General features: G+C 41.9%; 22 protein-coding genes. 5 read left to right on the top strand and 17 right to left on the bottom strand.

The genetic code is table 11. The features are described 5' to 3' along the window. Positions 1–123: 123 nt before the first annotated feature. The gene (yegQ, locus tag EL242_RS05270) at positions 124–1,503 is read right to left on the bottom strand and encodes a tRNA 5-hydroxyuridine modification protein YegQ (RefSeq protein WP_126301786.1); all 1,380 of its coding nucleotides are present in this window, start codon (positions 1,501–1,503) and stop codon (positions 124–126) included. 127 nt (positions 1,504–1,630) lie between these two features. On the opposite strand from yegQ, the gene EL242_RS05265 reads away from it, so the two are divergent. After that, the gene (locus tag EL242_RS05265) at positions 1,631–2,002 is read left to right on the top strand and encodes a cytochrome b562 (protein ID WP_126301785.1); all 372 of its coding nucleotides are present in this window, start codon (positions 1,631–1,633) and stop codon (positions 2,000–2,002) included. Positions 2,003–2,039: 37 nt separating this feature from the next. Here EL242_RS05265 and dnaE read toward each other — a convergent pair whose 3' ends face one another. The 4 genes from dnaE to EL242_RS05245 form a co-directional block, all read right to left on the bottom strand. Next, positions 2,040–5,516 carry a DNA polymerase III subunit alpha gene (dnaE, locus tag EL242_RS05260; protein ID WP_126301784.1) on the bottom strand — a complete coding sequence of 1,159 codons (3,477 nt, stop codon included), beginning with the start codon at positions 5,514–5,516 and terminating at the stop codon, positions 2,040–2,042. A 226-nt stretch (positions 5,517–5,742) separates the two neighbouring features. Next, positions 5,743–6,840 carry an LPS export ABC transporter permease LptG gene (gene lptG / locus EL242_RS05255; RefSeq protein ID WP_126301783.1) on the bottom strand — a complete coding sequence of 366 codons (1,098 nt, stop codon included), beginning with the start codon at positions 6,838–6,840 and terminating at the stop codon, positions 5,743–5,745. Further along, positions 6,840–7,949: an LPS export ABC transporter permease LptF gene (gene lptF / locus EL242_RS05250; RefSeq protein WP_126301782.1), complete on the bottom strand. Its 1,110-nt coding sequence runs from the start codon at positions 7,947–7,949 to the stop codon at positions 6,840–6,842. Before lptF ends, lptG begins: the two co-directional genes overlap by 1 nt. Before the next feature lie 174 nt (positions 7,950–8,123). Beyond that, positions 8,124–8,924 carry a hypothetical protein gene (locus EL242_RS05245; RefSeq protein ID WP_232019698.1) on the bottom strand — a complete coding sequence of 267 codons (801 nt, stop codon included), beginning with the start codon at positions 8,922–8,924 and terminating at the stop codon, positions 8,124–8,126. A gap of 234 nt (positions 8,925–9,158) precedes the next feature. Here EL242_RS05245 and pepA point away from each other — a divergent pair, with 234 nt between their 5' ends. The 3 genes from pepA (at position 9,159) to rho (ending at position 13,224) form a co-directional block, all read left to right on the top strand. After that, positions 9,159–10,655 carry a leucyl aminopeptidase gene (gene pepA, locus EL242_RS05240; RefSeq protein WP_126301781.1) on the top strand — a complete coding sequence of 499 codons (1,497 nt, stop codon included), beginning with the start codon at positions 9,159–9,161 and terminating at the stop codon, positions 10,653–10,655. Positions 10,656–10,826: 171 nt separating this feature from the next. Then, a complete protein-coding gene (cysK, locus tag EL242_RS05235) occupies positions 10,827–11,774 on the top strand; it encodes a cysteine synthase A (protein WP_126301780.1) in 948 nt (315 codons plus the stop codon). Positions 11,775–11,961: 187 nt separating this feature from the next. Further along, a complete protein-coding gene (rho, locus tag EL242_RS05230) occupies positions 11,962–13,224 on the top strand; it encodes a transcription termination factor Rho (RefSeq protein WP_126301779.1) in 1,263 nt (420 codons plus the stop codon). A gap of 44 nt (positions 13,225–13,268) precedes the next feature. Here the strand turns inward: rho and napF are convergent, their stop codons facing one another. From napF to EL242_RS05170, 12 genes are all read right to left on the bottom strand, one after another. Next, positions 13,269–13,787: a ferredoxin-type protein NapF gene (gene napF, locus EL242_RS05225; RefSeq protein ID WP_126301778.1), complete on the bottom strand. Its 519-nt coding sequence runs from the start codon at positions 13,785–13,787 to the stop codon at positions 13,269–13,271. A 4-nt stretch (positions 13,788–13,791) separates the two neighbouring features. Next, on the bottom strand, positions 13,792–14,391 hold the full coding sequence (dmsD, locus tag EL242_RS05220; RefSeq protein ID WP_126301777.1) for a Tat proofreading chaperone DmsD: 600 nt from the start codon (positions 14,389–14,391) through the stop codon (positions 13,792–13,794). A gap of 49 nt (positions 14,392–14,440) precedes the next feature. Continuing rightward, positions 14,441–15,277: a DmsC/YnfH family molybdoenzyme membrane anchor subunit gene (locus tag EL242_RS05215; protein WP_126301776.1), complete on the bottom strand. Its 837-nt coding sequence runs from the start codon at positions 15,275–15,277 to the stop codon at positions 14,441–14,443. A 1-nt stretch (position 15,278) separates the two neighbouring features. Beyond that, positions 15,279–15,896: a DMSO/selenate family reductase complex B subunit gene (locus EL242_RS05210; protein WP_126301775.1), complete on the bottom strand. Its 618-nt coding sequence runs from the start codon at positions 15,894–15,896 to the stop codon at positions 15,279–15,281. A 9-nt stretch (positions 15,897–15,905) separates the two neighbouring features. After that, on the bottom strand, positions 15,906–18,329 hold the full coding sequence (locus tag EL242_RS05205; RefSeq protein WP_126301774.1) for a DMSO/selenate family reductase complex A subunit: 2,424 nt from the start codon (positions 18,327–18,329) through the stop codon (positions 15,906–15,908). A gap of 211 nt (positions 18,330–18,540) precedes the next feature. Further along, the gene (locus EL242_RS05200) at positions 18,541–19,725 is read right to left on the bottom strand and encodes an aspartate aminotransferase family protein (protein WP_126301773.1); all 1,185 of its coding nucleotides are present in this window, start codon (positions 19,723–19,725) and stop codon (positions 18,541–18,543) included. Positions 19,726–19,737: 12 nt separating this feature from the next. Then, positions 19,738–20,592 (bottom strand): acetylglutamate kinase, encoded by an 855-nt coding sequence (gene argB, locus EL242_RS05195; protein WP_126301772.1) that lies wholly within the window; start codon positions 20,590–20,592, stop codon positions 19,738–19,740. Positions 20,593–20,643: 51 nt separating this feature from the next. Continuing rightward, a complete protein-coding gene (gene argC / locus EL242_RS05190; RefSeq protein WP_126301771.1) occupies positions 20,644–21,585 on the bottom strand; it encodes an N-acetyl-gamma-glutamyl-phosphate reductase in 942 nt (313 codons plus the stop codon). A 142-nt stretch (positions 21,586–21,727) separates the two neighbouring features. Then, positions 21,728–22,345, bottom strand: a complete 618-nt coding sequence (locus tag EL242_RS05185) for a glutathione S-transferase family protein (RefSeq protein WP_126301770.1) — start codon at positions 22,343–22,345, stop codon at positions 21,728–21,730. Between the two features lie 83 nt (positions 22,346–22,428). Further along, positions 22,429–23,553 (bottom strand): NADH-dependent flavin oxidoreductase, encoded by a 1,125-nt coding sequence (locus EL242_RS05180; RefSeq protein WP_126301769.1) that lies wholly within the window; start codon positions 23,551–23,553, stop codon positions 22,429–22,431. A gap of 62 nt (positions 23,554–23,615) precedes the next feature. Further along, positions 23,616–24,299 (bottom strand): nitroreductase, encoded by a 684-nt coding sequence (locus EL242_RS05175; RefSeq protein WP_126301768.1) that lies wholly within the window; start codon positions 24,297–24,299, stop codon positions 23,616–23,618. A gap of 16 nt (positions 24,300–24,315) precedes the next feature. Beyond that, positions 24,316–24,747 carry an organic hydroperoxide resistance protein gene (locus EL242_RS05170; RefSeq protein WP_006247873.1) on the bottom strand — a complete coding sequence of 144 codons (432 nt, stop codon included), beginning with the start codon at positions 24,745–24,747 and terminating at the stop codon, positions 24,316–24,318. A 114-nt stretch (positions 24,748–24,861) separates the two neighbouring features. On the opposite strand from EL242_RS05170, the gene EL242_RS05165 reads away from it, so the two are divergent. Next, a complete protein-coding gene (locus EL242_RS05165) occupies positions 24,862–25,713 on the top strand; it encodes an AraC family transcriptional regulator (RefSeq protein WP_126301767.1) in 852 nt (283 codons plus the stop codon). The last annotated feature ends 11 nt before the right edge of the window (positions 25,714–25,724 follow it).

Genomic DNA, 25,724 nt, shown 5'->3' with positions numbered 1-25,724 from the left:
TAAATCGTTCCTCTCTTGTTCGAGAAGGGGGAACAAGCGTTTATTTTTAACAAAAATTGTGCAATCTATATCCTCAAAGACAAAACCACGGAATAACCTTAATCCGTGGTTTATCTCGCATCATTACGCTTGATGTGGATTGCGGGTATTGGTATTGACCAAATTACGCATTAAGAGAGCAAATTCTAACTCAATATCTGCCGGTACATCTAAAAAGACAAAATGCCCGTCACCGAGAGCGGCTTCCACATTTTCATTTTTACGGTTAAGCATACGTTCGATTTTAAATACAATGTTGCCCTTAGGGGTCATCATTTCCACTGAATCGCCCACTAAGAATTTGTTTTTCACTGCCACTTCCGCCAAGCCTTCCGCATTGCGTTTGCCGGTAAATTCGCCTACAAATTGTTGGCGTTCTGAAATCGAATAGCCATATTCATAGTTTTGGTATTCATCGTGAGTGTGACGGCGTAGGAAACCCTCTGTGTAACCACGATGTGCAAGGCTTTCAAGCGTATCCATCAAACTCTCGTCAAATGGTTTACCGGCTGCGGCATCATCAATTGCCTTACGATACACCTGAGCCGTTCTGGCACAATAATAAAACGATTTCGTACGCCCCTCAATTTTCAGTGAATGCACCCCCATTTGAGTTAAACGCTCAACGTGTTGTACTGCACGCAGATCTTTAGAGTTCATAAAATAGGTGCCGTGTTCATCTTCAAAGGCGGTCATTTGCTCATCCGGGCGTTGTGATTCTGTATAAAGGAACACTTTATCTGTTGCTTCGCCATTGCCTAGGGTTGGAGCTACATTTTTTACTTCGATTTCCGGCTCATACTTAGGCACAATTTGCCCCACCTCATCAATTTTGCCTTCTTCCATTTTATATTCCCAACGGCAAGCATTGGTGCAAGTGCCTTGGTTTGGGTCACGCTTATTGATATAGCCTGAAAGCAAGCAACGACCTGAATACGCCATACATAAAGCACCGTGAACGAAGATCTCAAGCTCCATATCTGGCACTTGTTCACGAATTTCTTCGATCTCTTCAAGTGATAATTCACGGGATAAAATCACACGGGTTAGCCCCATTTGACGCCAGAATTTCACCGTTGCCCAGTTCACTGCATTGGCTTGAACCGAAAGGTGAATATCCATTTCAGGGAAATTTTCACGCACCAACATAATCAAGCCCGGATCAGACATAATCAAGGCATCCGGCTTCATATCTACCACAACTTTGAGATCTTTAATGAAGGTTTTTAATTTTGAGTTGTGTGGCGCAATGTTTACCACCACATAGAATTTTTTACCTAAGGCGTGGGCTTCATCAATCGCAATTTTTAAATTGGCGTGGTTAAATTCATTATTACGCACACGCAAGCTATAACGAGGCTGTCCTGCATAAATCGCATCGGCACCATAAGCAAAAGCGTAACGCATATTTTTTAAAGAACCTGCAGGCGAAAGTAGCTCAGGTTTGGCATATTTTAAAGTCATATTATTCTCTTTTCTGATAACAAGTCAGGACTTCTCAACGTGAGAAGCGTAAGCGGTATATTTTCTAAGAAATATTGCGTAATGGCAAGCTAATCCATTACAATCCGATTTTTATGTGGGGAACAATATGAAAATTAAATACCTTTTAGCAACAACATTACTGGCATTTTCAGCATTTACCACTGCTCAAAGCATTAAAATGGAGATGATGCAAATGAATATGCAGGCGAATAAATTAATGCGTGCCGAATCGGCTGAAGAGTTTAGCCAAATCGCTAATGATTTCATTACGATTACCGAGAAAACCAAAGGGATTTTTCCTAATAGCGTAGAAGGCGATAAAGCCGCTCAGGAAGATTACCAAGCCGGTATGCAAAAATTGATTGATGTGGTTAATCAAGCCAATGAAAAAGCCCAAGCAGGTGAATTACAAGAAGCCAAAATGCTGATTTCCGAGCTTGAAATGATTAAGCGTGAATATCACAAAAAATATAAATAGGTCTAACAACTACAAGGGTGAGCCAAAGCTCACCCTTCTATTCAAATTCCAGCTCAACCGAATGTTCACCAAGAAGTGCCTTTAATTCGCTGAACATTGTCTCATTTGGGCTGATTCGCCACTCTACTCCACCTTTAAGCAATACCCTACCTTCCGGGCTTTGGTAATAAAAATGTAGCGGTAAAGTGCCTTCTTTATGCGGGCTGATGATAGCGGTCATTTTTTTAATAAAATCTGCAGAAAGTTGCTCTTTGCTAATCGCTAACGCTAAACTTTTGGCAAATCGACCTCGAGCCTCATCAAGCGATAACACTTCGCGAGCTGACATTTTCAGCCCACCGCTGAAATCATCAAACTGTACCGAACCTGTTGCCACAATAATTTGGTCTTGTTGCATCAAATGCCCGAAATTTTCTAAGGCTTCCGAGAAAAGGGTAATGTCCAATTTACCCGAACGATCTTCAATAGTCGCAATCCCAATACGACTTCCTCGCTTGGTAACTGCCACTCGAGATGCCATAACAATCCCTGAAACCGTAGTCATTTGCCCTCGGAAAGTCGGCTGTAATTCGTTCAGTCGATTAGGAGCATAGTGGGATAATTCTTTGAGGAATCTACCAATCGGGTGTCCGCTCAAATACAGCCCGAGCGTGGCTCGCTCGCCATCTAAAATCACTTGCTCCGACCATTTTGGCGTATTGGCGTAAGCATTTTGCACTTCTTCCGGTGTCTCGGTAAGCACGCCAAACATATCGCTCTGCCCAAGTTCCTCCATTTTAGCGTGCTGATCTGAGGCTTTAAGAGCATCTTCCAAATTCTTCATCAAAGCAGCTCGGTGAGGGCCTAATTTGTCAAAAGCACCGGACATAATCAGGCTTTCAAAGGTGCGGCGGTTAATTTTTTTCAGATCAACCCGAGCGGTTAAATCAAATAGATCTTTAAATTTCCCCTCTTTTTGGCGAGCTGCCAGAATTGCCTCAATCGGTCCTTCCCCAACGCCTTTAATCGCTCCTAACCCGTAAACAATTTCACCTTTTTCATTTACGCTAAAACGATGTTTACCGCTGTTTACATCGGGCGGCACAACGGTTAAGCCCATATTCATACACTCATCGTAGAACCCGACAATTTTATCGGTATTATCCATCTCTGAGGTCATTACCGCAGCCATAAATTCTGCGGGATAATGGGCTTTTAGCCAAAGTGTTTGGTAAGAAACCAACGCATAAGCTGCAGAGTGCGATTTATTAAAGCCGTAGCCGGCAAATTTTTCCACCAAGTCAAAAATTTGACCGGCAAGTTTGCCGTCGATCCCTTTAGCTTCCGCCCCTTTTTCAAACACTTCACGCTGTGCAGCCATTTCCTCCGGTTTCTTCTTACCCATTGCACGGCGGAGTAAGTCCGCTCCACCAAGTGTATAACCGGCAAGTTCTTGGGCAATTTGCATAACCTGTTCTTGGTAAACAATTACCCCATAAGTCGGCTCAAGAATCGGTTTTAAGCATTCGTGTTGGTATTGCGGATCAGGGTAAGAAACCTCTTCTTTGCCGTGTTTACGGTCAATAAAGTTCTGCACCATACCTGATTCCAGCGGCCCCGGGCGGAATAGTGCCACCAATGCGATAATATCTTCAAAACAGTCCGGCTTCAGACGAGAAATTAAGTCTTTCATTCCCCGTGATTCGAGCTGGAATACAGCCGTAGTTTTAGCTGCCAGCAACAGATCAAAGGATTTTTTATCATCAAGCGGAATGGTTTCAATCCGAATCGGCTCTTTGCCTTCACGAGCCAAGCGTTCGTTAATCATCTCCAACGCCCATTTGATGATGGTGAGCGTACGCAAGCCTAAGAAGTCAAACTTCACTAATCCTGCATATTCCACGTCATTTTTATCAAAATGGGTAACCGGATGTAAGCCTTCGCTATCGCAATAAAGCGGTGAAAAATCGGTAATCGCAGTTGGGGCAATTACCACCCCACCTGCGTGTTTACCGGCATTGCGAGTTACGCCTTCGAGCTTACGAGCCATATCAATAAGGTCTTTCACCTCTTCATCGGCTTCATATAGCTCAGGCAATTTTGGCTCAGCGGCAAAGGCTTTTTCAAGCGTCATTCCCGGATCGGGCGGAATGAGTTTGGAGATGCGGTCCACAAAGCTATAGGGGTGTCCAAGCACTCGCCCTACATCTCGAATGACCGCTTTTGCCGCCATCGTACCGAATGTGATAATTTGCGATACCGCTTGTCGCCCGTAGGTTTCCGCAACGTGTTCAATCACACGGTCTCGCCCGTCCATACAGAAATCAACGTCAAAATCGGGCATTGAAACACGCTCAGGGTTAAGAAAACGCTCAAAAAGCAAATCAAATTCCAATGGGTCAAGATCGGTAATCTTCAACGCATAAGCCACCAATGAGCCTGCCCCTGAGCCACGCCCCGGTCCTACCGGAATATCATTATCTTTCGACCATTGGATAAACTCCATCACGATCAAAAAGTAACCCGGGAACCCCATTTGGTTAATTACATCTAATTCAACTTGCAATCTTTCGTCATAAACCGACCGCTTGTTCGCCCTCTCTTCGGGATCAGGAAAGAGAAATACCAATCGCTCTTCTAAGCCTTCTTTCGATTTTTTCACTAAAAAATCTTCGGTAGAAAGCTCACCGGTCGGGAAATTTGGCAGGAAATACTCGCCCAAACGCACGGTAACCGAACAGCGTTTCGCAATTTCAACCGTGTTTGCCAATGCACTCGGTAAATCGGCAAACAACTTGCACATTTCTTCTTCAGTGCGGAAATATTGTTTCGGTGAGTATTTTTTCGGGCGTTTCGGGTCGTCTAGGGTGTAGCTGTCGTGAATCGCAACCCGAATTTCGTGTGCGTCAAAGTCATCTTCTTTCAAGAAGACAATATCATTTACCGCCACCAGCGGAATTGCATTTTTTTGTGAAAATTCGACCGCTTGTTTGATGTAGCGTTCTTCGTCTGCCCGTCCGGTACGGCAAACGGAAAGGTAAAAATGATTCGGGTAATATTGCTGATAAAAAGCCAGTTTTTCTTCGGCTTCTTGTCGGTTTTCTTTGAGTAAGGCTTTACCCACATCGCCCATTCGCCCACCCGAAAGAATGATAATGCCTTCATTCAGCTCTGCCAGCCATTCACGTTCCACCATCGGAAATTCAATATATCCTTGCTGATAGGCTTTGGACAAAATTTGGGTAATATTATGGTAGCCTTTGTTGTTCTTCGCCAGTAATGTCAGCTCAAAATAATCTTCATTGCCGCTCTCGGTTCTAACATAAACATCTGCCCCGATAATCGGCTTAATCCCTGCTCCCAATGCTTCGCCATAGAATTTCACCAACCCGCAAAAGTTTGTAAAATCCGTTAAGCCCATCGCCACCATATTATTAGCGGCAGCGGTTTTAACTAAGGATTTTACCTTAGCTAAACCATTAATCATTGAGAAATCACTGTGAACTTTTAAATGAACGAAACGACAATCTGACATAGGAATATAATCTAAGTAAAGAAGTTTCCCCTCTTTAGTAAAGACTGTCAGGTTCTAAAAAGTGAAGCCTTCTGTGAATAAAATCCCGTTGGGCGAATGTTATTCGCCCCTACAAACGAGCATTATTCTTGCTCAGAGTTACATTTAAAATCCGAATGTAGGGGCGAATTACATTCGCCCTTTCAGAACCTAACAACCCTGCTTTATCTAAAGAAGGGAGTTAAAATTAATCACGTTTTTTGCTTAACAGCCACCAAACGATGATCAAACAGAGTAGGCTTGGAATTAATGCTCCAACCGGTACAGGTAACCAAGTGGCAATTAAGCTTAAATTGCCAAACACAATATTTGCCACATAGAACATAAAGCCGGCAACAATACCAATCACAATTTTCGCCCCCATCGTACTACTACGAAGCGGCCCGAAAATAAAGGAGATCGCAAGTAGCATCATCACCGCCATTGAGATTGGTTGGAATACTTTTCGCCAGAAGGTGATCTCAAAACGTTTCGGATCTTGTCCGGTATCTTTTAAGAAGCCGACATAATCTGCCAAGCCTGAAATCGAGAGCGACTCCGGTTTGAGTGAAACAATGCCCAATTTGCTAGGGGTTAAACTGGTTTGCCAAACTTGATCTGGCTGTTTAGCTTGCTGGATCTGATTTTCTCCCACAGTCGATTTTTCCACTTTAGATAGCACCCAGCCTTTTTCATCACTGTAATTCGCAGTTCGGGCTTTTAAAACAGATTGCAATTCACGTTTGTTTTGTCCTTCGCCGAATTGATAAATCAGTACGTTATCTAAGCTTTTTTCATTTTTAATATGATTAATATAGATAAATGAATTGCCATCTTTCGCCCAAAACCCGTCTTTTGTGGCAAGCATTGAGCCGCCACTTTGGGCAATCGAACGCATATTACGGGCAAACTGCTCGGTTTGTGGCACGCCCCATTCGCCGATAATCATCGTAAAAATTACTAACGGTAAGGCAGTTTTCATCACGGCTAAACCAATGCGGAAACGGGAAAAACCGGAGGCTTGCATCACCACCAATTCACTACGGCTCGCTAGGTTGCCTAAACCGAGTAATGAGCCAAGTAATGCCGCAATCGGGAAAAAGGTTTCGATATCTCGTGGAATAGTTAAAAAAGTATAGTATGCCGCTTTTAAGCCATCGTAAGAGCCACGTCCTACATCACGAAACTCTTCCACAAATTTAATGATTGCCCCTAACCCAACCAGCAAAAAAAGAGTCAAGAAAATCGCAGATAAAATCGTTCGACCAATGTAGCGTTCTAAAATGTTCATTGAGAAAAATTGCATTATGCCACCGCCTTATTGGTTAATTTTTTTGCACCAAATTGATAGCGTAATTTAGACACAAATTTACTATCCCAAGCATTTAAAATAATACCTAAAACTAAAAAGGCAACTGACACCAACGGCATCAATATTTCTGCATTCAGTTTGCCGGATGCCCCTGAAGATTTCAGCGAGCTTTGGAGTAAAAAGTAAATCAAATATAACAATAACGCCGGTAGTAGTTTAGCAAAACGTCCTTGGCGAGGGTTTACGCTACTCATCGGAACTGCCAATAACGCCATTAACGGCACGGCTAAAATTAAGGCTAGTCGCCAATGAAGCTCGGCTTTTGCTTCAGGCGTTTTGGTTTCGATTAACTTTTTGAAATCGGCTCGTTGCACCAATTTCTCATCAGACTCAACGTCTTGGTAGCCTAAATAAGCAGAATAATTCTCAAAATGCGAAATACGGAAATCGGCACTTTGTGGTGTGCCTTCAAAACGCTTGCTCTCCGCCAAGGTTAAGACTTGATCGCCATTTGGCAAACCTTGCAGCGTGCCGGATTCAGCAACCACCACAGAAGGTTTGTTTTTCTTCTGCTGTTCCGGCTGGAAAACGTAAATATCATTTAGGCTGTTATTTTCAATTTTATCAATAAATAACACATAGCCACCGGCAGACATAAATTGTCCGGCTGAAAGAGCCGCAAAACGTGGATTGGCTTTCGCTTCCGCTAACATTTCACTCTGTTTATTAATTGCCCAAGGCGTAAGCCAAAACACGTTATAAACCGCTAATGCAGTGGTAAAAATCGAGAGAAACATCGCCACTTTAACCAATAGCCCTTGCCCGATACCACAAGCCCGCATTACGGTAATTTCACTTTCGGCATAAAACCGCCCGAGGGTTAATAACAAGGCGATAAACAGCGAAAGCGGCAGCATTAATTGTGCCATTGTCGGCATACCTAAGCCTAATAGGCTCACCACTAAATCTGCCGGCACTTTACCACTCACAGCAGAGCTTAGAACACGCACTAATTGCTGACAAAAAAAGATCAGCAATAAGATAAACAATATCGCTAATTGGCTTTTAAATATCTCTTTGGTTAAATATCGGCTTAAGATCACGTTTTTTCTCTATAACATTTACAAATCTGAATACCGCTTAAACACAAGCGGTCTGTTTTTGTGAATTTTTTGCAAAGAGCGCAAAATAACTTATTCGAATCGCTAATGATACCTTTTTCATACAAAAAAATCACCTATAGAAAATATCACGCACGGTTTTGCCGTGCGTAAGTATTATTGTTTTTTCGATTTTTTCGATGATGTAGCTTTATGAGCTTCAAGAATTAATTTCTTACCTTGGCTATTTTCAATTTCAATCTTAGGAGGAGCTTCCGTATTTTGATGAAGGATAGCTATAATATTTTCACCTTGTGCAATATCTTCAAAGTTTCCTTTCACACGTAACTTAGCCGCCTCAACACTAGTGTCAAATACTAAGAATGTACCTAATGCGGTAACTCTAATATTTTTAAGCCCTATATTGTCCTTCGTTACCGTTTTATATTGAGGTGCTTTTTTCCCTTTTGCAGCCATAATATTCTCTTGATTAGTCGCAATATTAAGAATATTTTGAACTTTAGCCGCTTCTGCTGTAGATTGTGCCTGTTCTGTTAAAGTTGGTTCTCCATCAAAAATAACATCCCCAACAAATTGCACCTCTTTAGGCTCATTTTGCAATAATGGTGCAACGTCTTTAGCTGAAACAGCCAAAAATAACCGTTCACCTATTTTTTCAAAACGGACATCAATATTGGTTAATTGTGATTCAATTTGTTCATTAATTGTCTTAATCGCAGTTTCTGTCTCATTTTGAAGCGATATTTTACGTGTAATATCAACATCATAAGCAATAAAACCAACTTTTAAACGTTGTGATAACTGCTGAAGTAAATTGCCCACATTTCCATCATAAGAAAGACGTAACTTTGCCTGCTCATAGCGACTAATTTGAGCATCATCATTAGCGAAAATAGTGTTTTGAGTCCCTAAGCCGATTAGACCAACAATAAACGTTTTACCCCAAAAGCGCATCATTTTTATCTCCAATTATTCTCTTAAATCTAAAAAACTCTTCTAGTATAAAGTAAGCAAACTAAAAGAAAAACCAGTAAAATTATCTATACGACCGCAAAAAACATTTAATATTTGCAAATAAAAAGTAAATTATTTTAAATAATGATTTACATCAGAGTATATCTATATTTTACTTATCGTTGATGATTATGTTGGAATTATAAAATCTGTAGCAATAAAAATTAAGGAGGAAAAATGGAATTTAGTGTCAAAAACGGTAGTGTTGAAAAACAAAGAACGGCTTGTTTGGTGGTTGGTGTTTATGAGCCTCGCAGATTATGCTCTGCTGCGGAACAGCTTGATAAATTAAGTAACGGCTATATCAGTACCCTACTGAGACGAGGAGATTTAGAAGGTAAAGCCGGACAAACCTTACTCTTACATAATGTCCCGAATGTGCTTGCTGATCGAGTATTATTAGTCGGCTGCGGAAAAGAGCGTGAATTAACCGAACGGCAATACAAACAGATTATTCAAAAAAGTGTACAAACCATTAATGAGACCGGCTCAATGGAAGCCGTCAGCTTTTTAACCGAACTGCATGTTAAAGGCAGAACACCTTATTGGAATGTTCGATTTGCGGTAGAGGCAATCCAAGAACAGCTATATGCCTATAACGATTTCAAAAGCATCAAACCTGAAGTTCGCCGTGAATTACGCCGTGTGATTTTTAACGTCGCACACCGTAAAGATCTTCCAGATGCTGAACGAGCTTTAGAACACGGAAAAGCCGTAGCACTGGGAATCAGCCACGCTAAAAATGTAGCAAATTGCCCACCGAATGTGTGTAATCCTCGCTATTTAGCCGAATTGTCTAAGGGGTTAGCCTCCGACTATCCTGCCATTTCAACTACCATTATTGATGAAAAACAGATGGCAGAATTAGGAATGAATGCCTACTTAGCAGTTTCCAGAGCCTCTGAAAATGAAGCCTTTCTTTCAGTGATTGAATATAAAGGCAATCCGAATACTGATGCGAAACCGATTATCTTAGTCGGCAAAGGAATGACCTTTGACTCCGGTGGTTTATCCATTAAACCTGCGGAGGCGATGGACGAAATGAAATACGATATGTGCGGAGCTGCTACTGTTTACGGTACAATCAAAGCAATTGCCGAGATGAAATTACCACTCAATGTTATCGGCCTACTCGCCGGCTGTGAAAATGCGGTTGATGGCAAAGCCTATCGACCGGGGGATATTCTCACTACAATGTCTGGTTTAACCGTTGAGGTACTCAACACCGATGCAGAAGGACGTTTAGTGCTATGTGATGCTCTCACCTATGTAGAACGTTTTGACCCAGAAATCGTGATTGATATAGCCACCCTAACCGGTGCTTGTATGATCGCCTTGGGGAATCATAACAGCGGGCTAATGTCACCTCATAACGGTTTAGCAAACGAACTCTTAGCCGCTGCAGAACAAGCTGATGACAAAGCGTGGCGTTTACCTTTAGGAGAAGAATATCAAGAACAGTTAAAATCCAACTTTGCCGATCTTGCCAATATTGGCGGACGTTTAGGTGGAGCCTGTACTGCCGGTCAATTCCTCTCTAACTTTACCAAGAAATATACTTGGGCACATTTAGATATTGCCGGCACGGCTTGGAAATCTGGGGCAGCCAAAGGGGCGACCGGCAGACCGGTATCCTTACTAACACAATTTTTGATCAATAAAGCCCACGTCTAACCCTCACAAGCGGTCTGATTTTGTTGATTTTTTGCAAAAATAAAATCAGACTGCTACTCTCCATACTCTCATATTCTTTTTAGTTATATAAAATAAATTCCAGCTATTAGCAAAGCGTTCAAAAATAAGTATGATAAACGCTAATATCCATACTTATTAAGGAATATCTCTATGACTATCTACGCAGACAACTCATATTCTATCGGTAACACTCCACTTGTACGTTTAAAAAATTTCGGTAACGGCAATATTGTCGTGAAAGTGGAAGGTCGTAACCCGAGCTTTAGCGTAAAATGCCGTATTGGCGCCAATATGGTGTGGCAGGCAGAAAAAGACGGTATTCTCACCAAAGATAAAGAAATTGTAGATGCTACCAGTGGTAACACCGGTATTGCCCTTGCCTATGTGGCAGCCGCTCGTGGGTATAAATTAACTTTAACGATGCCTGAAACAATGAGTACCGAACGTAAACGCTTGTTGCGTGGCTTAGGAGTAAATTTAGTCTTAACCGAAGGGGCAAAAGGAATGAAAGGAGCGATTGCGAAAGCTGAAGAAATCGCGGCTTCCGACCCAGATCGCTATGTTACCTTAAAACAGTTTGAAAACCCGGCAAACCCGGCAATCCACCAACAAACTACCGGCCCTGAAATTTGGGAGGCGACTGAAGGTAAAATTGATGTATTAGTAGCAGGCGTAGGAACTGGTGGTACTATTACCGGTGTATCCCGTGCGATCAAGCAAGACAAAGGCAAGCAAATTATTTCGGTGGCGGTAGAGCCAAGTGAATCGCCGGTTATTACGCAAACTTTAAACGGCGAAGAAGTCAAACCAGGCCCACACAAAATTCAAGGCATTGGTGCAGGATTTATTCCGAAAAACTTAGATTTATCACTCATTGACCGTGTTGAACAAGTTTCAAGCGAAGACGCGATTGCAACTGCACGCCGTTTAATGGCAGAAGAAGGGATTCTAGGCGGTATTTCATCAGGTGCAGCTGTTGCTGCTGCAAATCGCATCGCAAAATTACCTGAATTTGCCGATAAATTAATTGTAGTGATTCTGCCTTCAGCCTCAGAGCGTTATTTAAGTACGCTACTCTTTGAAGGGATTGAGGCTTAATATTATTAAAAAATGCAAAAATGCCGGCTGATGTCGGCATTTTTATTGGAAACAAGCGGTCATTTTTTATAAAAAATTTGCAATTTCTATTCTATTGCGCTATTCTTCGCCACATCTTTACGGTTTGCCGTATCTAATCAATATCAACCAATCCAATCTTAATTAATCACAATTTTACATTCAAATTATGCATCTTACTCAACTTAAAAATACCCCTGTTTCAGAGCTTGTGGAAATGGGTGAAAACCAAATGGGCTTAGAAAATCTGGCTCGTTTACGTAAACAAGACATTGTATTCGCTATTCTTAAACAACACGCAAAAAGCGGTGAAGACATCTTCGGACAAGGCGTGCTTGAAATTCTGCCGGATGGTTTCGGTTTCCTCCGCTCATCGGATAGCTCATACTTAGCCGGCCCTGATGATATTTATGTTTCACCAAGCCAAATCCGCCGTTTTAACTTACAAACCGGTGATAAAGTAGAAGGGAAAATCCGCCCGCCAAAAGAAGGTGAACGTTATTTTGCCCTATTAAAAGTCGATTCAGTTAATGATGACAAACCGGAAGCCTCTCGCAGTAAAATTCTCTTTGAAAACTTAACCCCTCTGCACGCCAATTCTCGCTTAAAAATGGAGCGTGGCAATGGATCAAAAGAAGATTTAACCGCTCGTATTTTAGATTTAGCCGCCCCAATCGGTAAAGGTCAGCGAGCGTTAATTGTTGCCCCACCAAAAGCTGGTAAAACCGTGTTACTGCAAAATATTGCACAAAGCATCACCCATAATCATCCTGAATGTGAGCTTATCGTATTATTAATTGATGAGCGTCCGGAAGAAGTAACAGAGATGCAACGCACCGTACGTGGTGAAGTAATTGCCTCAACCTTTGATGAGCCTGCAACCCGACACGTTCAAGTTGCAGAAATGGTAATCGAGAAAGCAAAACGTTCGGTAGAGCATAAAAAAGATGTGGTAATTTTATTAGACTCCATCACACGTCTTGCTCGTGCTTACAACACCGTTACCCCGGTTTCCGGCAAAATTCTTTCCGGTGGTGTGGATGCAAACGCCTTGCACCGTCCAAAACGTTTCTTCGGTGCAGCTCGTAACGTGGAAGAAGGTGGTAGCTTAACCATTATCGCAACCGCACTTGTGGATACCGGCTCAAAAATGGACGAAGTGATTTTCGAGGAGTTCAAAGGTACGGGTAATATGGAATTACACCTCTCTCGCCGTATTGCAGAACGCCGCATCTTCCCTGCGATTGACTTCAACCGCTCAGGTACTCGTAAAGATGACCTCTTAATGGCAGCAGACGAACTCCAAAAAACTTGGATGTTACGCAAAGTCCTCAACCCAATGGATGAAGTAGATGCTATCGAATGGCTAATCGACAAATTAATGATGGCAAAAACCAACGAAGAGTTTTTTGAGATTATGAAACGTTCGTAGAACATAAAAAAATCAGCACTCTTTAGTGCTGATTTTCTTTTTGGTTAAACTAATTGAATGGCTGACAAAAAGCAACTTATCTTACATTCCCCACAGCCATTACATAATTCATCATTAACTGCTAAGTTTTCAGAAATAGCTTTCTGCGGGCATTTGTCTTGACACATAGTGCAAAACTGATTTTGTTTAACTAAGCATTTGCTAGAGAAATTTGGACGAAGCTCTGTATCTTGTTTAAATACGCTATTTAACGCATTGGTTGAACAACTTTCGGCGCATTTTCCACATAAATTACAACTCATATAATCTAGCTCTAAAACAGCTTTTTGTTGCTGAATTTGAATTAAATTATATGGGCAGGCCTGAGTGCAATCACCACAGCCAGTACAAACAGCCAGAAATAGATGTTCTTCTGCAGCAAAAGGCGGACGATGAGCTAAACGAATATTGTGTTCTTTTTGCCCTTTATCTACAGAGTGAAAGAGTGTGCGTAGTAGCCCTCGCCTTGAAATCTGTTTATGATTTAAATAAGCCTCATAATATTGTTCATTTCTAGGTTGCATATTCTTACCGATAGAATTGAGATTGGATAACTTCTATGTTCGCCTGCTCTTGCCAAAAAAGTAATGTATCTTTGGCAAGTAGTGCCAGCCCTTGATAAAAAGGATAATCTTGTTGAACACTTAATAAATCTAAATATCGATAAGCCCAATTTAATAGATAGCCTTCTAAATATTCAGCTAACAGTTCTGGCTTATTTTCAGCTAAATAGGCGGATAACATTAACATCAATCCAAAATGGTCTTCAGGTTCATTTGTACCAAGTGAAAAGATAATCCGATGCTTTTGCAAAAATGCTCTTAAATTTAATAACGATTCACCAAAAATAACTGATTCTTTATCTAAATAAACAGAACTCCAAGGTGGTGCAGCCAGTTCATTTGGACCGATAAACAATACTTGATAATCTCTAGGAAGATTTTGTTTTAGCCCTTTAGCTATTAAATCTTGCGTTTCTAAATGCTGAATAAACCATTGTTGTTGCCAATCAGGAGCAGAAAATAGAGATAATACAGTTTGAGACTGCTGTTCATTTGGCGAATAATAAAATAGTGTTCCCAATAATCTTCCACTTAAGGAAATCCACTCTAATAATGCTTTATCCATACCACCTCGAATATAAAAATTCTTAAAGGCAAATAGTCCGCCCTTTATTTTATCCTAAAACTGCCATTCCAACAGTCATATGTAAGCCATAAAATACTGTTCTACTAATCATTTCACCAAATAGCACTATTATAACTACTAGTCCCAGAAATACGGTATTTTTCCCCTTAAATAACAAAACACCGGCTAAACTTAGTAAGCATAATCGTACTGCGTGCATAATGGCATAATCCGGCACTAATGCTGTTGCTTGCATAGCTGAACTGTGGATTTGACTTAAATTGAAGCCTTGATAAATAACCACAATAGCAGCTAAAAATATCGCAATAAAATAAATCCAAGAACAGTAGTAAAGTGAATATTCTTGATGAGGATTACTTTTTAATAATGCATACCCTAACGCACTACCACCAATAACAACTGTTAAATAAAAGTGCCACGAGGTAAATACGGTATTCCAAGTTGGTACTGTGCTGATATGATAGAGATTATTCATCATATACATAAAGAGCAAGCCGATACAAGCGGTCAAAATTAGCCAGATTTTTGCAATTCCTCTTGGCATCTTACCTAACATTGCTAATAGCCAATACAAAGCGGCTAACGCAAAGAAAGCAGCTCCGCTTGCAATTTCATTGCTTAGCATTGATTGCCCAACACGATTTAAACTATTAAATGCTCTTAAAGGCGAACCTAGGTGCATAACTGATGCAATAAATCCCATTGCTAATAAAGCTAAGGGAATAAACATTACTTTATGCAAATAAGAGCGGCTTTGCTCTGAATTATCACGGCACAGAATAAAACTAAATAATAGCCAACACCCCACCACTGCTTGAGTAAGAACAGTAAAAATAATTAAAGGCAATTCGTGTAGTCCGTTCATATTACACCTCCCTTGGATTTGCTAAGAAGCCGGTTTTATCGCCACTCGGGCGAGCATTCTTATTCGGTTTTACGACCAAATTCGGTTTAGTAAAATCTGCTGGTGGTAATGGAGCAATAGAAGCCTGCTCGCCATATTTTTTGCGAAGCTCTGTAACCGGAGCAAAATCCAACGCACGCAATGGGCAAGCATCTACACAAATTGGCTTGTTACCCTCTTTTACTCGTGAATAACATCCGTCGCATTTCGTCATTAATCCTTTTTTCACATCAAACTGCGGTGCATCATAAGGGCAAGCCATACTGCAATAACGACAGCCAATACATTTGGCATCATCAACTAAAACGAAGCCTTCAGCATTTTTATGCATTGCTCCTGTCGGACAAACTTTGCTACAAACAGGATCATCGCAGTGGTTGCAAGAAATAGACATATAGTAAGTAAAGATATCTTGATTCCAACAGCCGTGATTATCTTGTATCCAATTACCGCCAGCATATTCATAAATACGGCGGAAATTCACCTCTGTATCCAAATCTTTATAATCCTTACAGGCGAGTTCACAAGTTTTACAGCCAGTGCAACGCTCAGAGTCGAAATAAAAACCATATTGTTCCATAGCTTACTCCTATAATTTTGCAACTTGAACCAAATTAGAATGTTGTGGATTACCTTTAGCTAAAGGAGATGGGCGCTGTGTTGTTAACACATTCACACAACCTCCGTGATCGATTCCTTTATTATCAGGGGCGTACCAACCACCTTCACTTAAAGCCACTACACCCGGCATAATACGAGGAGTAACCTTGGCATTGATATGGACTTCACCACGATCATTAAAAATTTTCAGCATATCGCCGTTTTTTATGCCCCGAGGTTCTGCATCAATCGGATTAATCCAAACTTCTTGCGGTGCTGCAGCTTTCAACACATCCACATTGCCATATGTTGAATGTGTACGGGCTTTATAGTGAAAACCACACATTTGCAGTGGGTATTTTTCTATTAACGGGTCTCCGTAATGCTCAAAACTATCGACATGAATTGGTAATGGATGGATAACCTCATCTTTGTCTAACTCCCACGTTTGAGCGATTTCTGCTAGGCGTTCTGAATAAATTTCAATCTTACCTGATGGTGTTGCTAATGGATTAGCCTCTGGGTTTTCTCGAAAATCTTTATAAGCAATATAGAAACCATTCGGATCGACTTTTTTGAAAATACCTTGTTTTCTAAAATTCTCAAACGTGGGTAATTCAGGGAGTCGTGCTTTAGATTGTTCATAAATATAGCGTAGCCACTCCTCTTGTGTACGACCTTCAGTAAATTGCTCTTTTACCCCCAATTTTTCTGATAAATCACTCAACATATCGTAAATATTACGGCACTCAAATGGTGGCTTGACCACTTGATCTGCAAAAATGATGTAATTCATATTGGAAGTGAAAGCATCTAAACAGAAGTCCATTTGCTCAGATGTGGTGCAGTCAGGTAACAAGATATCGCTATATTTCGCTGTTGAGGTCATATGGTTGTCGATAGTAATAATAAGCTCACACTTAGAATCATCCTGTAGAATCTGATGAGTACGATTAATATCCGCATGTTGGTTAATTAAACAATTACTCGCATAGTTCCAAATAACTTTAATTGGAGCAGTCAAACGTTCTACACCACGAATACCGTCTGTTTTGTCAGTCATTTCCGTTGCACGAATGATCGCATCCGTCCAAAGGAACATTGGAATACTGGCCTTTACCGGGTTAGTTAAAGTCGGCATACGCACAAACGGAATACTGTAAGTACTTTCACGAGCACCCGTGTTACCACCACTGATTCCCACATTTCCAGTCAAAATAGGTAACATGGCAATCGCACGAGAAAGAATTTCACCATTACTGCGACGTTGCGGCCCCCAACCTTGTGAAATACAAGCTGGTTTCGTTAAGCCAATTTCTCTAGCTAATTTCACTATACGATCTGCCGAAATACCGGTGATTTTCGATGCCCATTCCGGGGTTTTAGCGATACCATCTTCTCCCTGCCCTAAAATATAGGCTTTATAGTGCCCATTTTTGGGCGCACTTGCCGGCAAGGTCTTCTCATCATAGCCAACACAATATTTATCAAGGAATGGCTGATTAACCAAATCTTCCGTAATCAACACATAAGCAAGAGCCGACACTAACGCCGCATCTGTACCAGGACGGATAGGAATCCATTCATCTTCTTTACCTAAACCGGTATCCGTATAGCGGGGATCAATAAGAATTAATTTCGCATTAGATTTTGCTTTAGCTTGCTGAATACAATAAGTTAACCCTCCTCCGCTCATTCTAGTTTCCGCAGGATTATTGCCAAATAATACAATAAGCTTAGAGTTTTCTATATCAGCCATTCCATTACCTAATGCCCAACCTCCACCATAGGTGTAATCTAGCCCAACAGCAATTTGTGCTGTACTATAATCACCATAATGATTGAGATATCCCCCTATACAATTCATCAACCGTGCAACCATAGTTGAACCAGGAGGCCATGATTTTGTCATAGTTCCCCCTAAAGTACCTGTACCATAGTTTAAATAAATACTCTCATTTCCATATTGAGCAATATTTTTCTTTAGTGAAGCCGCTATTATTGTTAAAGCCTCATCCCAAGTGATACGTTCAAATTTTCCTTCGCCCCGCTTGCCTACACGTTTCATCGGATATTTCAAGCGATCAGGATTATAAACCCGACGGCGCATTGAACGGCCACGTAAACAAGCTCGTACTTGGTGATCAACATTATAAGTTTCTGTCCCCGTATTATCGGTTTCTACATAAGTAATTTGCTCGTCTTTAACGTGCATACGCAAAACACAACGGCTACCGCAGTTTACTGTACAAGCACTCCAAACAATTTTTTCATCATTTACTGTTTTAACAGGGATAGATTCAGCTTTCGCTGTAAAAGGAAGAGATAAGCCGGAAGCTGCAGCAGTCAAACCCGCTGCTGATGTGGTTTTCAGAAAATGACGACGATTTAAGCTAAGATTAAAATCACTCATATAATTTCCCCCACTTAGATTAAGTAAATTAAACTTTAACCCGAAAGAAGTATAAATAAATTGACTTACATCAAAACAAATATAAATACCAATAAAATCAATAACTTAAAAATAGAAGGCATTCTCATTAACCTGATAAAATACTCTAAAATAAACAAGGACTACTTATTAGTAGCCCCTGAATTTATCAAACCAAAACGATATAAAAAAATTAATAACTTTTTAAAACCTCTCTCATTATGTTCACACCTTGCTCAATTTGCTCCTCCGATATAATCAGCGGTGGGAGTAATCTTAACTTGCTTTTAGCGGTTAAAAACAGCACGCCTTTGTTGATACATTTTGCAACAACGTCAGCGGCTAAAATGCCTTCCTCAAATTCTACACCAAGCATTAAACCTAAACCTGAAACAGATTTAACTTTTGGTAAGCTTGCTAAACGTTGCTGTAAAAGTTGCCCTTTTTGTTGCACTTGGGCGAGAAATTCGGCGTTAATTTTATCGATTACCACATTTGCAGCAGCACAGGAAACCGGGTTGCCACCAAAGGTAGAACCGTGGTCGCTTTTGCCTAATATCATTTCCACTTTTTCGCCTAACAGAAAAGCACCAATAGGCAAGCCTCCGCCTAAGCCTTTAGCAAGCGTGACTAAATCAGGTGTTAAATCAAATTGTTGATAAGCGCAGACTGTGCCTGTTCGTCCGATGCCAGTTTGCACTTCATCAATCATAAATAAAATATCTTTTTCTTGGCACAGGCTTTGCACGGCGTGCAGATAATCCGCCTCTAATGAGCAAACACCGCCCTCGCCCTGCACTACTTCCAGCAAAATCCCACAAACGTTCTCGGTTTCCAAGCGAGCTTTCAATGCCTCAATGTCATTTACAGGTAAATATTCAAAGCCCTCGGTAAAGGGGAAAAAATGCTTGTGGAACACATCTTGCCCGGTAGCAGCAAGGGTTGAAATAGTTCGCCCGTGAAAAGAATTGACGAGAGTTAAAACTGTTGAACGACCGGCTCCGTATTTGTCGAAACTATATTTACGGGCGGTTTTAATTGCTCCTTCATTTGCCTCTGCCCCTGAATTGCAAAAAAATGCCCGTTTTAGACCGCTTGCAGCCACTAATTTTTGGGCTAATTGGCTTGCCGGTTCAGTAAAAAACAGGTTTGAGGTATGAGCCAATTTACCGGCTTGTGTGGTAACGGCTTGTAGCCAATCCTCGTCCGCCCAGCCTAAACTGTTTACCCCAATGCCACTGGTAAAATCGAGATACTTATTGCCCTCAAAATCCCACACTTCACAACCTTTTCCGTGCGACAGTGCAAGGTCAAATCTGCCATAGGTTTGGGCGATATAATCCTTATCTAATTGCTTAATCGTATTACTGCTTGTCATTTCACTTTCCTGTTATTTTTTATAAAACCGTGTTCCGTTTTTGCCACCGAACATTTCTACCAAAATTACGTGGTCGATTCGCCCGTCAATAATATTTGCCTCAGAGCCACCCTCCTTGATGAAATCGGTACAGCACGCAATTTTGGGGATCATCCCACCGGCAATAATGCCTTGCTCAATCAGGGACTGCACTTCGCTTACTTCCACTTCCGAAATTAAAGTGCTTTCATCAAAGCGATCTCGCAATAAGCCTGCAATATCGGTCATCGAGACCAATTTTCCTGCTTGTAACGCAATCGCAATCTCGCTGGCAGCGGTGTCTGCATTAATATTATACGCCTGCCCGTTTTCATCAACGCCCACCGTGGAAACAACCGGAATCAAGCCTGCATTAAGGGCAATTTCAATGACGGTTGGATCGACTTTCACAATATCGCCGACAAAGCCGTAATCCACCTCTGCCTCTAATTTTTTGCATTGCAACATCGCTCCATCAATCCCGCATAGCCCAATGCCTTTCCCTTTCAATAAAGCAACAAGGCTTTTATTGACTTTGCCTGCCAACATTTGCAAAACCACGTTAATCGTATCGCTATCGGTAACACGCAACCCGTTGATAAATTGCGGTTCTTTGCCTAATAATTTCACGCTTTGTGAAATCTCCGGCCCGCCACCGTGTACCAGTACCACTTTTACACCTAAACGATGAAGTAACAGCAGATCTGCCATCACCGATTTTTTCAGTTCCTCATTAATCATTGCGTTACCGCCATATTTCACCACAATGATTTTACCTTGCCATTTCGCCAAACAAGCGGTGGATTTTTCTAATAAATTTGCAAATTGGTTGATTTCTTGTTGTTGCATACTTTCCTCGCTATAGAGTTCCCCTCTTTGCTAAAGAGGGGAGATAAATCATTAAATATTTAACCCCTCAACCTCATCTCTTCCCAACATAATATTCATACACTGCACTGCGGCACCTGATGCCCCTTTGCCTAAATTGTCAAAACGGGCAGCAAGTAAAAGTTGGGTGCTGTTGCCGTAAATAAAAATCTCTAAGCTGTCTTTGCCTGCATAAGCATTCGCGGCAAGCATTCCGTCTTCGGGTAGAGATTGGAAAGGGTAAACCTGAATTAATCGGCTGGTTTGGTAGTAATCGGCAAGCAAATTTGCAATTTCTTCGCCGGATTTGACTGCTTGCAAGGCAGAGATCGGCAATGGCACAGTGACTAACATTCCGCTGTAATAATCGGCAACTACAGGGGTGAAAATCGGTGGGTTTTGCATTTGGGTAAGTGCCTGCATTTCGGGCAGATGTTTGTGTTGGAGGGCTAAGCCGTACACACGAGGGGCATTGAAAGCATTCGGGCGGTTTTCATTTTCATAGTCGGCAATCATCGCTTTGCCTCCGCCTGAATAGCCGGTTAAAGAGTGGCAGCTTAAAGGGTAATCGGCGTGCAAAATCCCTTTTTCCACCAGCGGACGAACCAACGCAATATAGCCCGTGGCGTGGCAACCCGGCACCGCAACACGCTTGGTATTTTGGATTTTTTCACGTTGTCCGCTCAATTCCGGAAAACCGTAAACCCAGTTAGGGTTCACTCGATGAGCGGTTGAGGTATCGCAAATTCGAGCATCTTTCGGTGCATTCGCTACCAGTTCTTTCGAGGCTTCATCAGGCAAACAGAGGAAAGTTAAATCCGCCTCTGCTACTTTTGCCACACGGGCATTCAAATCTTTCCGTTGCTCTTCCGGCAAGGTTAATAATTCAATATCGTCCGCTTGGCTTAAGCGTTCGTGAATGCGTAGTCCTGTTGTTCCTACTGCCCCATCAACAAAAATTTTGTATTTGCTCATTGAAAATCCTTCTTTGACTTTTTCTGCTCGGTAGTCTAAGGCTATTTAAGGTTAAACTCAAGTTCATTTTGAATAATTATTCACATTAATTGATTTTGTATTCAAAAAATCCCTAACAAAATGTTAGGGATTAAAAAGAGTATTAAAATCTATTCATATCAAGTTTCAGGGCTTTTTGATTCGCTTTTTGGTAAGCCGGGTGATTTTCCACCTGTTCTAAATAGCGTGCAATATTCGGGTAATTTGCCATCTCAACAAAATTACGCCCCCATTGCAGTGGGAAGCAGAGAGAAAAATCCGCTCCGGTTAGCTCATCACCTACAATCCATTTTTTATCTGAAAGTGCTTGCTCAATATGGTTAAAATACAGCGGAGTCTGTGCTTTGGCATAGTCACCGAAAGCCCCGAGATCAGAACGGTTCGCCAACATCGTCACAAGATTTGCTGAGAATAACGAAGCGGAAATCGACAGCCAGTAATGATACATTGAATAAGCTTCGCTACCACGAGTCGGCTCAAACTTCCCTTCGGCGTAACGGGCAATCAGATGCTGGATAATCGCATTGCCTTCGGCAAGCACCAAATCGCCATCTTGCAACACAGGGGCTTTGCCAAGTGGGTGCAAGGCTTTTACCTCCATAGGTGCAAAACCGCTCTCTTCCCGATGGTAGATTTTTAGCTCGTAATCCAAGCCTAAGGCTTCCAACAACCAAACGATGCGGTGAGAGCAGGAACTGTTCAGGTAATGTAACGTAATCATAATTTTTCTCCTTCAGATAATTGAAAAAATGCGGTCACTTAATTGCAAATTTTTACAAAAAAATGACCGCTTGTCTGTAATGATTAAATATCCATTGGTTGCCAGTTTTGCCCTTTAAGCGGTGGTAACCAAGCACCACCTTGCACGCAGTAGCTCCATAGTCTGTCGGGAATGCCGTAGTGGTCGGCTTGTTGCGGGTCGAGTTCGCTTACGATCTCGCTGTCTCGATTTTCTTTCAACAAGGTCGCCACGTTCGGGTTGAGCATTACTGCTTTGCCCAAGGCGATAAATTCTGCCCAGCCTGTTGCATAGGCGTTGCGGATCTGTTCGCCGGTTAATAAGTTACCCACACCGATCAGCGGTAAACGCCCGTTGATGTGTTGGTATACCAGTTGCATACGTGTGAGGTTGGTATCTGCTCCACGGCGGGCTTTTTTGCCGAAATCCCACAGTGAAATGTGCAAATATTGCAACGGTTTTTCGCACAGAGCATCAATCAGGGCATAGGTATCGGTCATGGTTAAGCCGTATTCGCCCGGCTCTTCCGGTGAGAAACGGTAGCCGATAATAAAATCAGGTCGGTTGTGCTTTTCACGCACGCTGACTGCCGCATCTACCACCGCTAACGGGAAACGCAAGCGTTTTTCAAGACTACCGCCCCATTCATCGTGACGCTGATTAAATTCAGCCGAGAAGAATTGTTGAATTAAATAGCCGTTCGCCCCGTGAATTTCCACCCCGTCAAAACCGGCTTGAATGGCTAACTCGGTGGCGTTGGCAAAGGCTTGGATCATTTGCTTCACTTCGTCCGTAGTTAGGGCTTTAGCACCGTTGGAGTGATCAGACGGTGCAACCGCATTCTCCCCGTCAAGCAAGGCAGGAATAGCTTGTGCCCCACCGTGGAAAATTTGCAAAATCGCTTTGCTACCTTGATTTTTCAAGATCTTGGCAGTTTCTGTCAGGCTTGCCAAATAGCGTTCATCAAGGGCTTCCGGCTGACCGTAAAATGCCTTGCCGTTACGCATTACCCCGGTTGCTGCGGTGATAAATAAGCCCATATCTGCTGCACGATTATGCAAGAAATGGCGTTCTTGCTCGCTAATTGTGCCGTCATCGTTGGAGGCGGAATGGGTCATTGGGGCAACCACAAGGCGGTTTTTAATTTCTACATCGTTATTCAGAGTATAAGGGGTAAATAAATTTGTCATCGTATTCTCCTAAAAAAGTAAGGTTGATTTTTGCAAATTTTTGCGAAAAATCAACCGCTTGTTCATTGCCAATGTAAGGTCGCACTCTCTTCCACCGGCACACGCCCTAAGTGGTGCTTGTTCTGCATAGCGTCCCAGTCTGGGTGTCCGAAAGAAATGGCGTGGAGGAGCTTGTGATGTTCAGGGATACCCAGCTCTTCACGCACATCTTTGGCAAACATTGCAAGGGCAAGCTGCGGAATGCCGCCAAAACCACGAGCGGTGAGTGAGAGCAAGAAAGTTTGCGAATACATACCGACATCGCTGGCAATATTGACATCGTGTCCGTCAATGCTTGGCATAAATAGGAATGCCATATGTGGCGCACCGTAACCGACAATATTGTCATCATACACCACTTGGCGACCGGCTTTATCTTCACGGGGAATGCCGTAGCTGGTGGTAAAAACGTGGCTGTATTGGTTACGCCAACGTGGTTCGTAGTCGCCGGTAAATTTCGTTTGATTGAACTCAAAATCCGCATCGTTAATGCCTGTCTCAAAGGTCTTTTTAAAACGAGCTTTCAAACGTTCCAATGTTTCGCCTGAGGCAATATGCACCACCCAAGGTTGCGTATTACAAGCTGAAGGTGCATTTTGCGCATCGGCAAGGATTTGTTTGATTTCCGCTTCCGTCATCGGGGTTGGTAGAAATTTACGAATAGATTGACGGGTTTTGACCGTGGTTTCAAAATCTAACATTTTCATTTCCCCTATTTATTTTTTATAAGTCAAATTCACTCACGACTTTAACGTGTAAACGCACATCTACATTACCACGGGTTGCATTTGAATATGGGCAAACTTCGTGTGCTTTGCTAATTAAAGTTTTCGCTTCTTCCGCACTAATGCCTTCCACAGTAATGGTAATATCTAAATCTAAGCCGAAAGCACCATCAGCTTTTTGACCAATCCCAACTGCCACAGTGGTGCTGGATTTGGTTGGTTTAATCCCTAAGGTTGGGGCAACGTGGTTCATCGCACTGTCAAAGCAGGCAGCATAGCCCATTGCGAATAATTGTTCCGGGTTAGTCCCTACTTTGCCGCTTTCGTTTTGGAAACCGACTAAATCAAAACCGATAGAACCGTCATCCACTTGAGTTCTGCCGTCACGACCACCGGTTGCGGTTGCTGATGTGTGATAAAAAATTTTCATATTTTGCTCCTATTAAATGCTTTATTTGATTGGGGCTATTATCCGCTTTTTGCTATTTGTCGTCTTGCCTGATTTTCTATAAAATATGTCTAATTTTCTAAAAGTGAGATTATTATGCAAACTCATCGAGCTATTATTGAATCTATTTTTGCCCTCGCTCCGAAAAATGAACTTTGGGCTACTCCCATTTCAGGGCTAACCGTTCACGCTGCCGATCGTTCTATTAGGTTTAACGGTTATATCCAAGACCCAAGTTTATGTGTAGTATTATTAGGCGAGCGACAAATCTGTACCAATGGACATTGCCAAGTCTTCGGTAATCAGGAAATGATGTTTTGCCCTGTGAATTTGCCGATTGTTACCCAAACCTTATCAGTTGCAGAAAATCAGCCTTATCTTGCGATTTCACTACGCTTGGATTTTGATCTTATTGCCAAAATCATCACGCAGCTTCCCCCACAGAAAATAAGTGAAAACATTAACCAACGCACTAAATGGGAGCTGGGGAATGAAATTAAAGACTGTTTGTTACGCTTACTAAATTTGCTTAATTCTCCAAATCATATTCATTTTCTTGCACCATTGATATTAAACGAGCTCTATTTCTATTTATTACAATCTGAGCAAGGTGGCTATATACGCTCTCTACTCTCTCAAGATGGCAATATTGCTAAAATTGCCAATGCAACAAAAATCTTAGAAAGAAAATTTGCCGATACACTAAATATGTCAGCACTGGCTGAAGAGATAGGAATGAGCGTGGCGGGGTTTTACGCTCATTTTAAAAGCGTAACTTCAATGACACCACTGCAATATCAGAAATCGTTAAGACTAAATGCGGCAAGGGAAAAACTACAAGCAGGAGTAAGCGTGAGTGAAACCGCCTATCAAGTCGGCTATGAAAGCCCAAGCCAGTTTAGTCGAGAATATAAAAGGCAGTTTGGCGAAAGCCCGAAAGGAAGATAAAGGAAGAATCA

This window comes from Mannheimia haemolytica, assembly GCA_900638155.1.
GTDB classification, from domain to species: domain Bacteria; phylum Pseudomonadota; class Gammaproteobacteria; order Enterobacterales; family Pasteurellaceae; genus Mannheimia; species Mannheimia glucosida.
The sequence above is the reverse complement of the archived record's forward strand: the minus strand, read 5'-3'. Positions and strand labels throughout refer to the sequence as shown.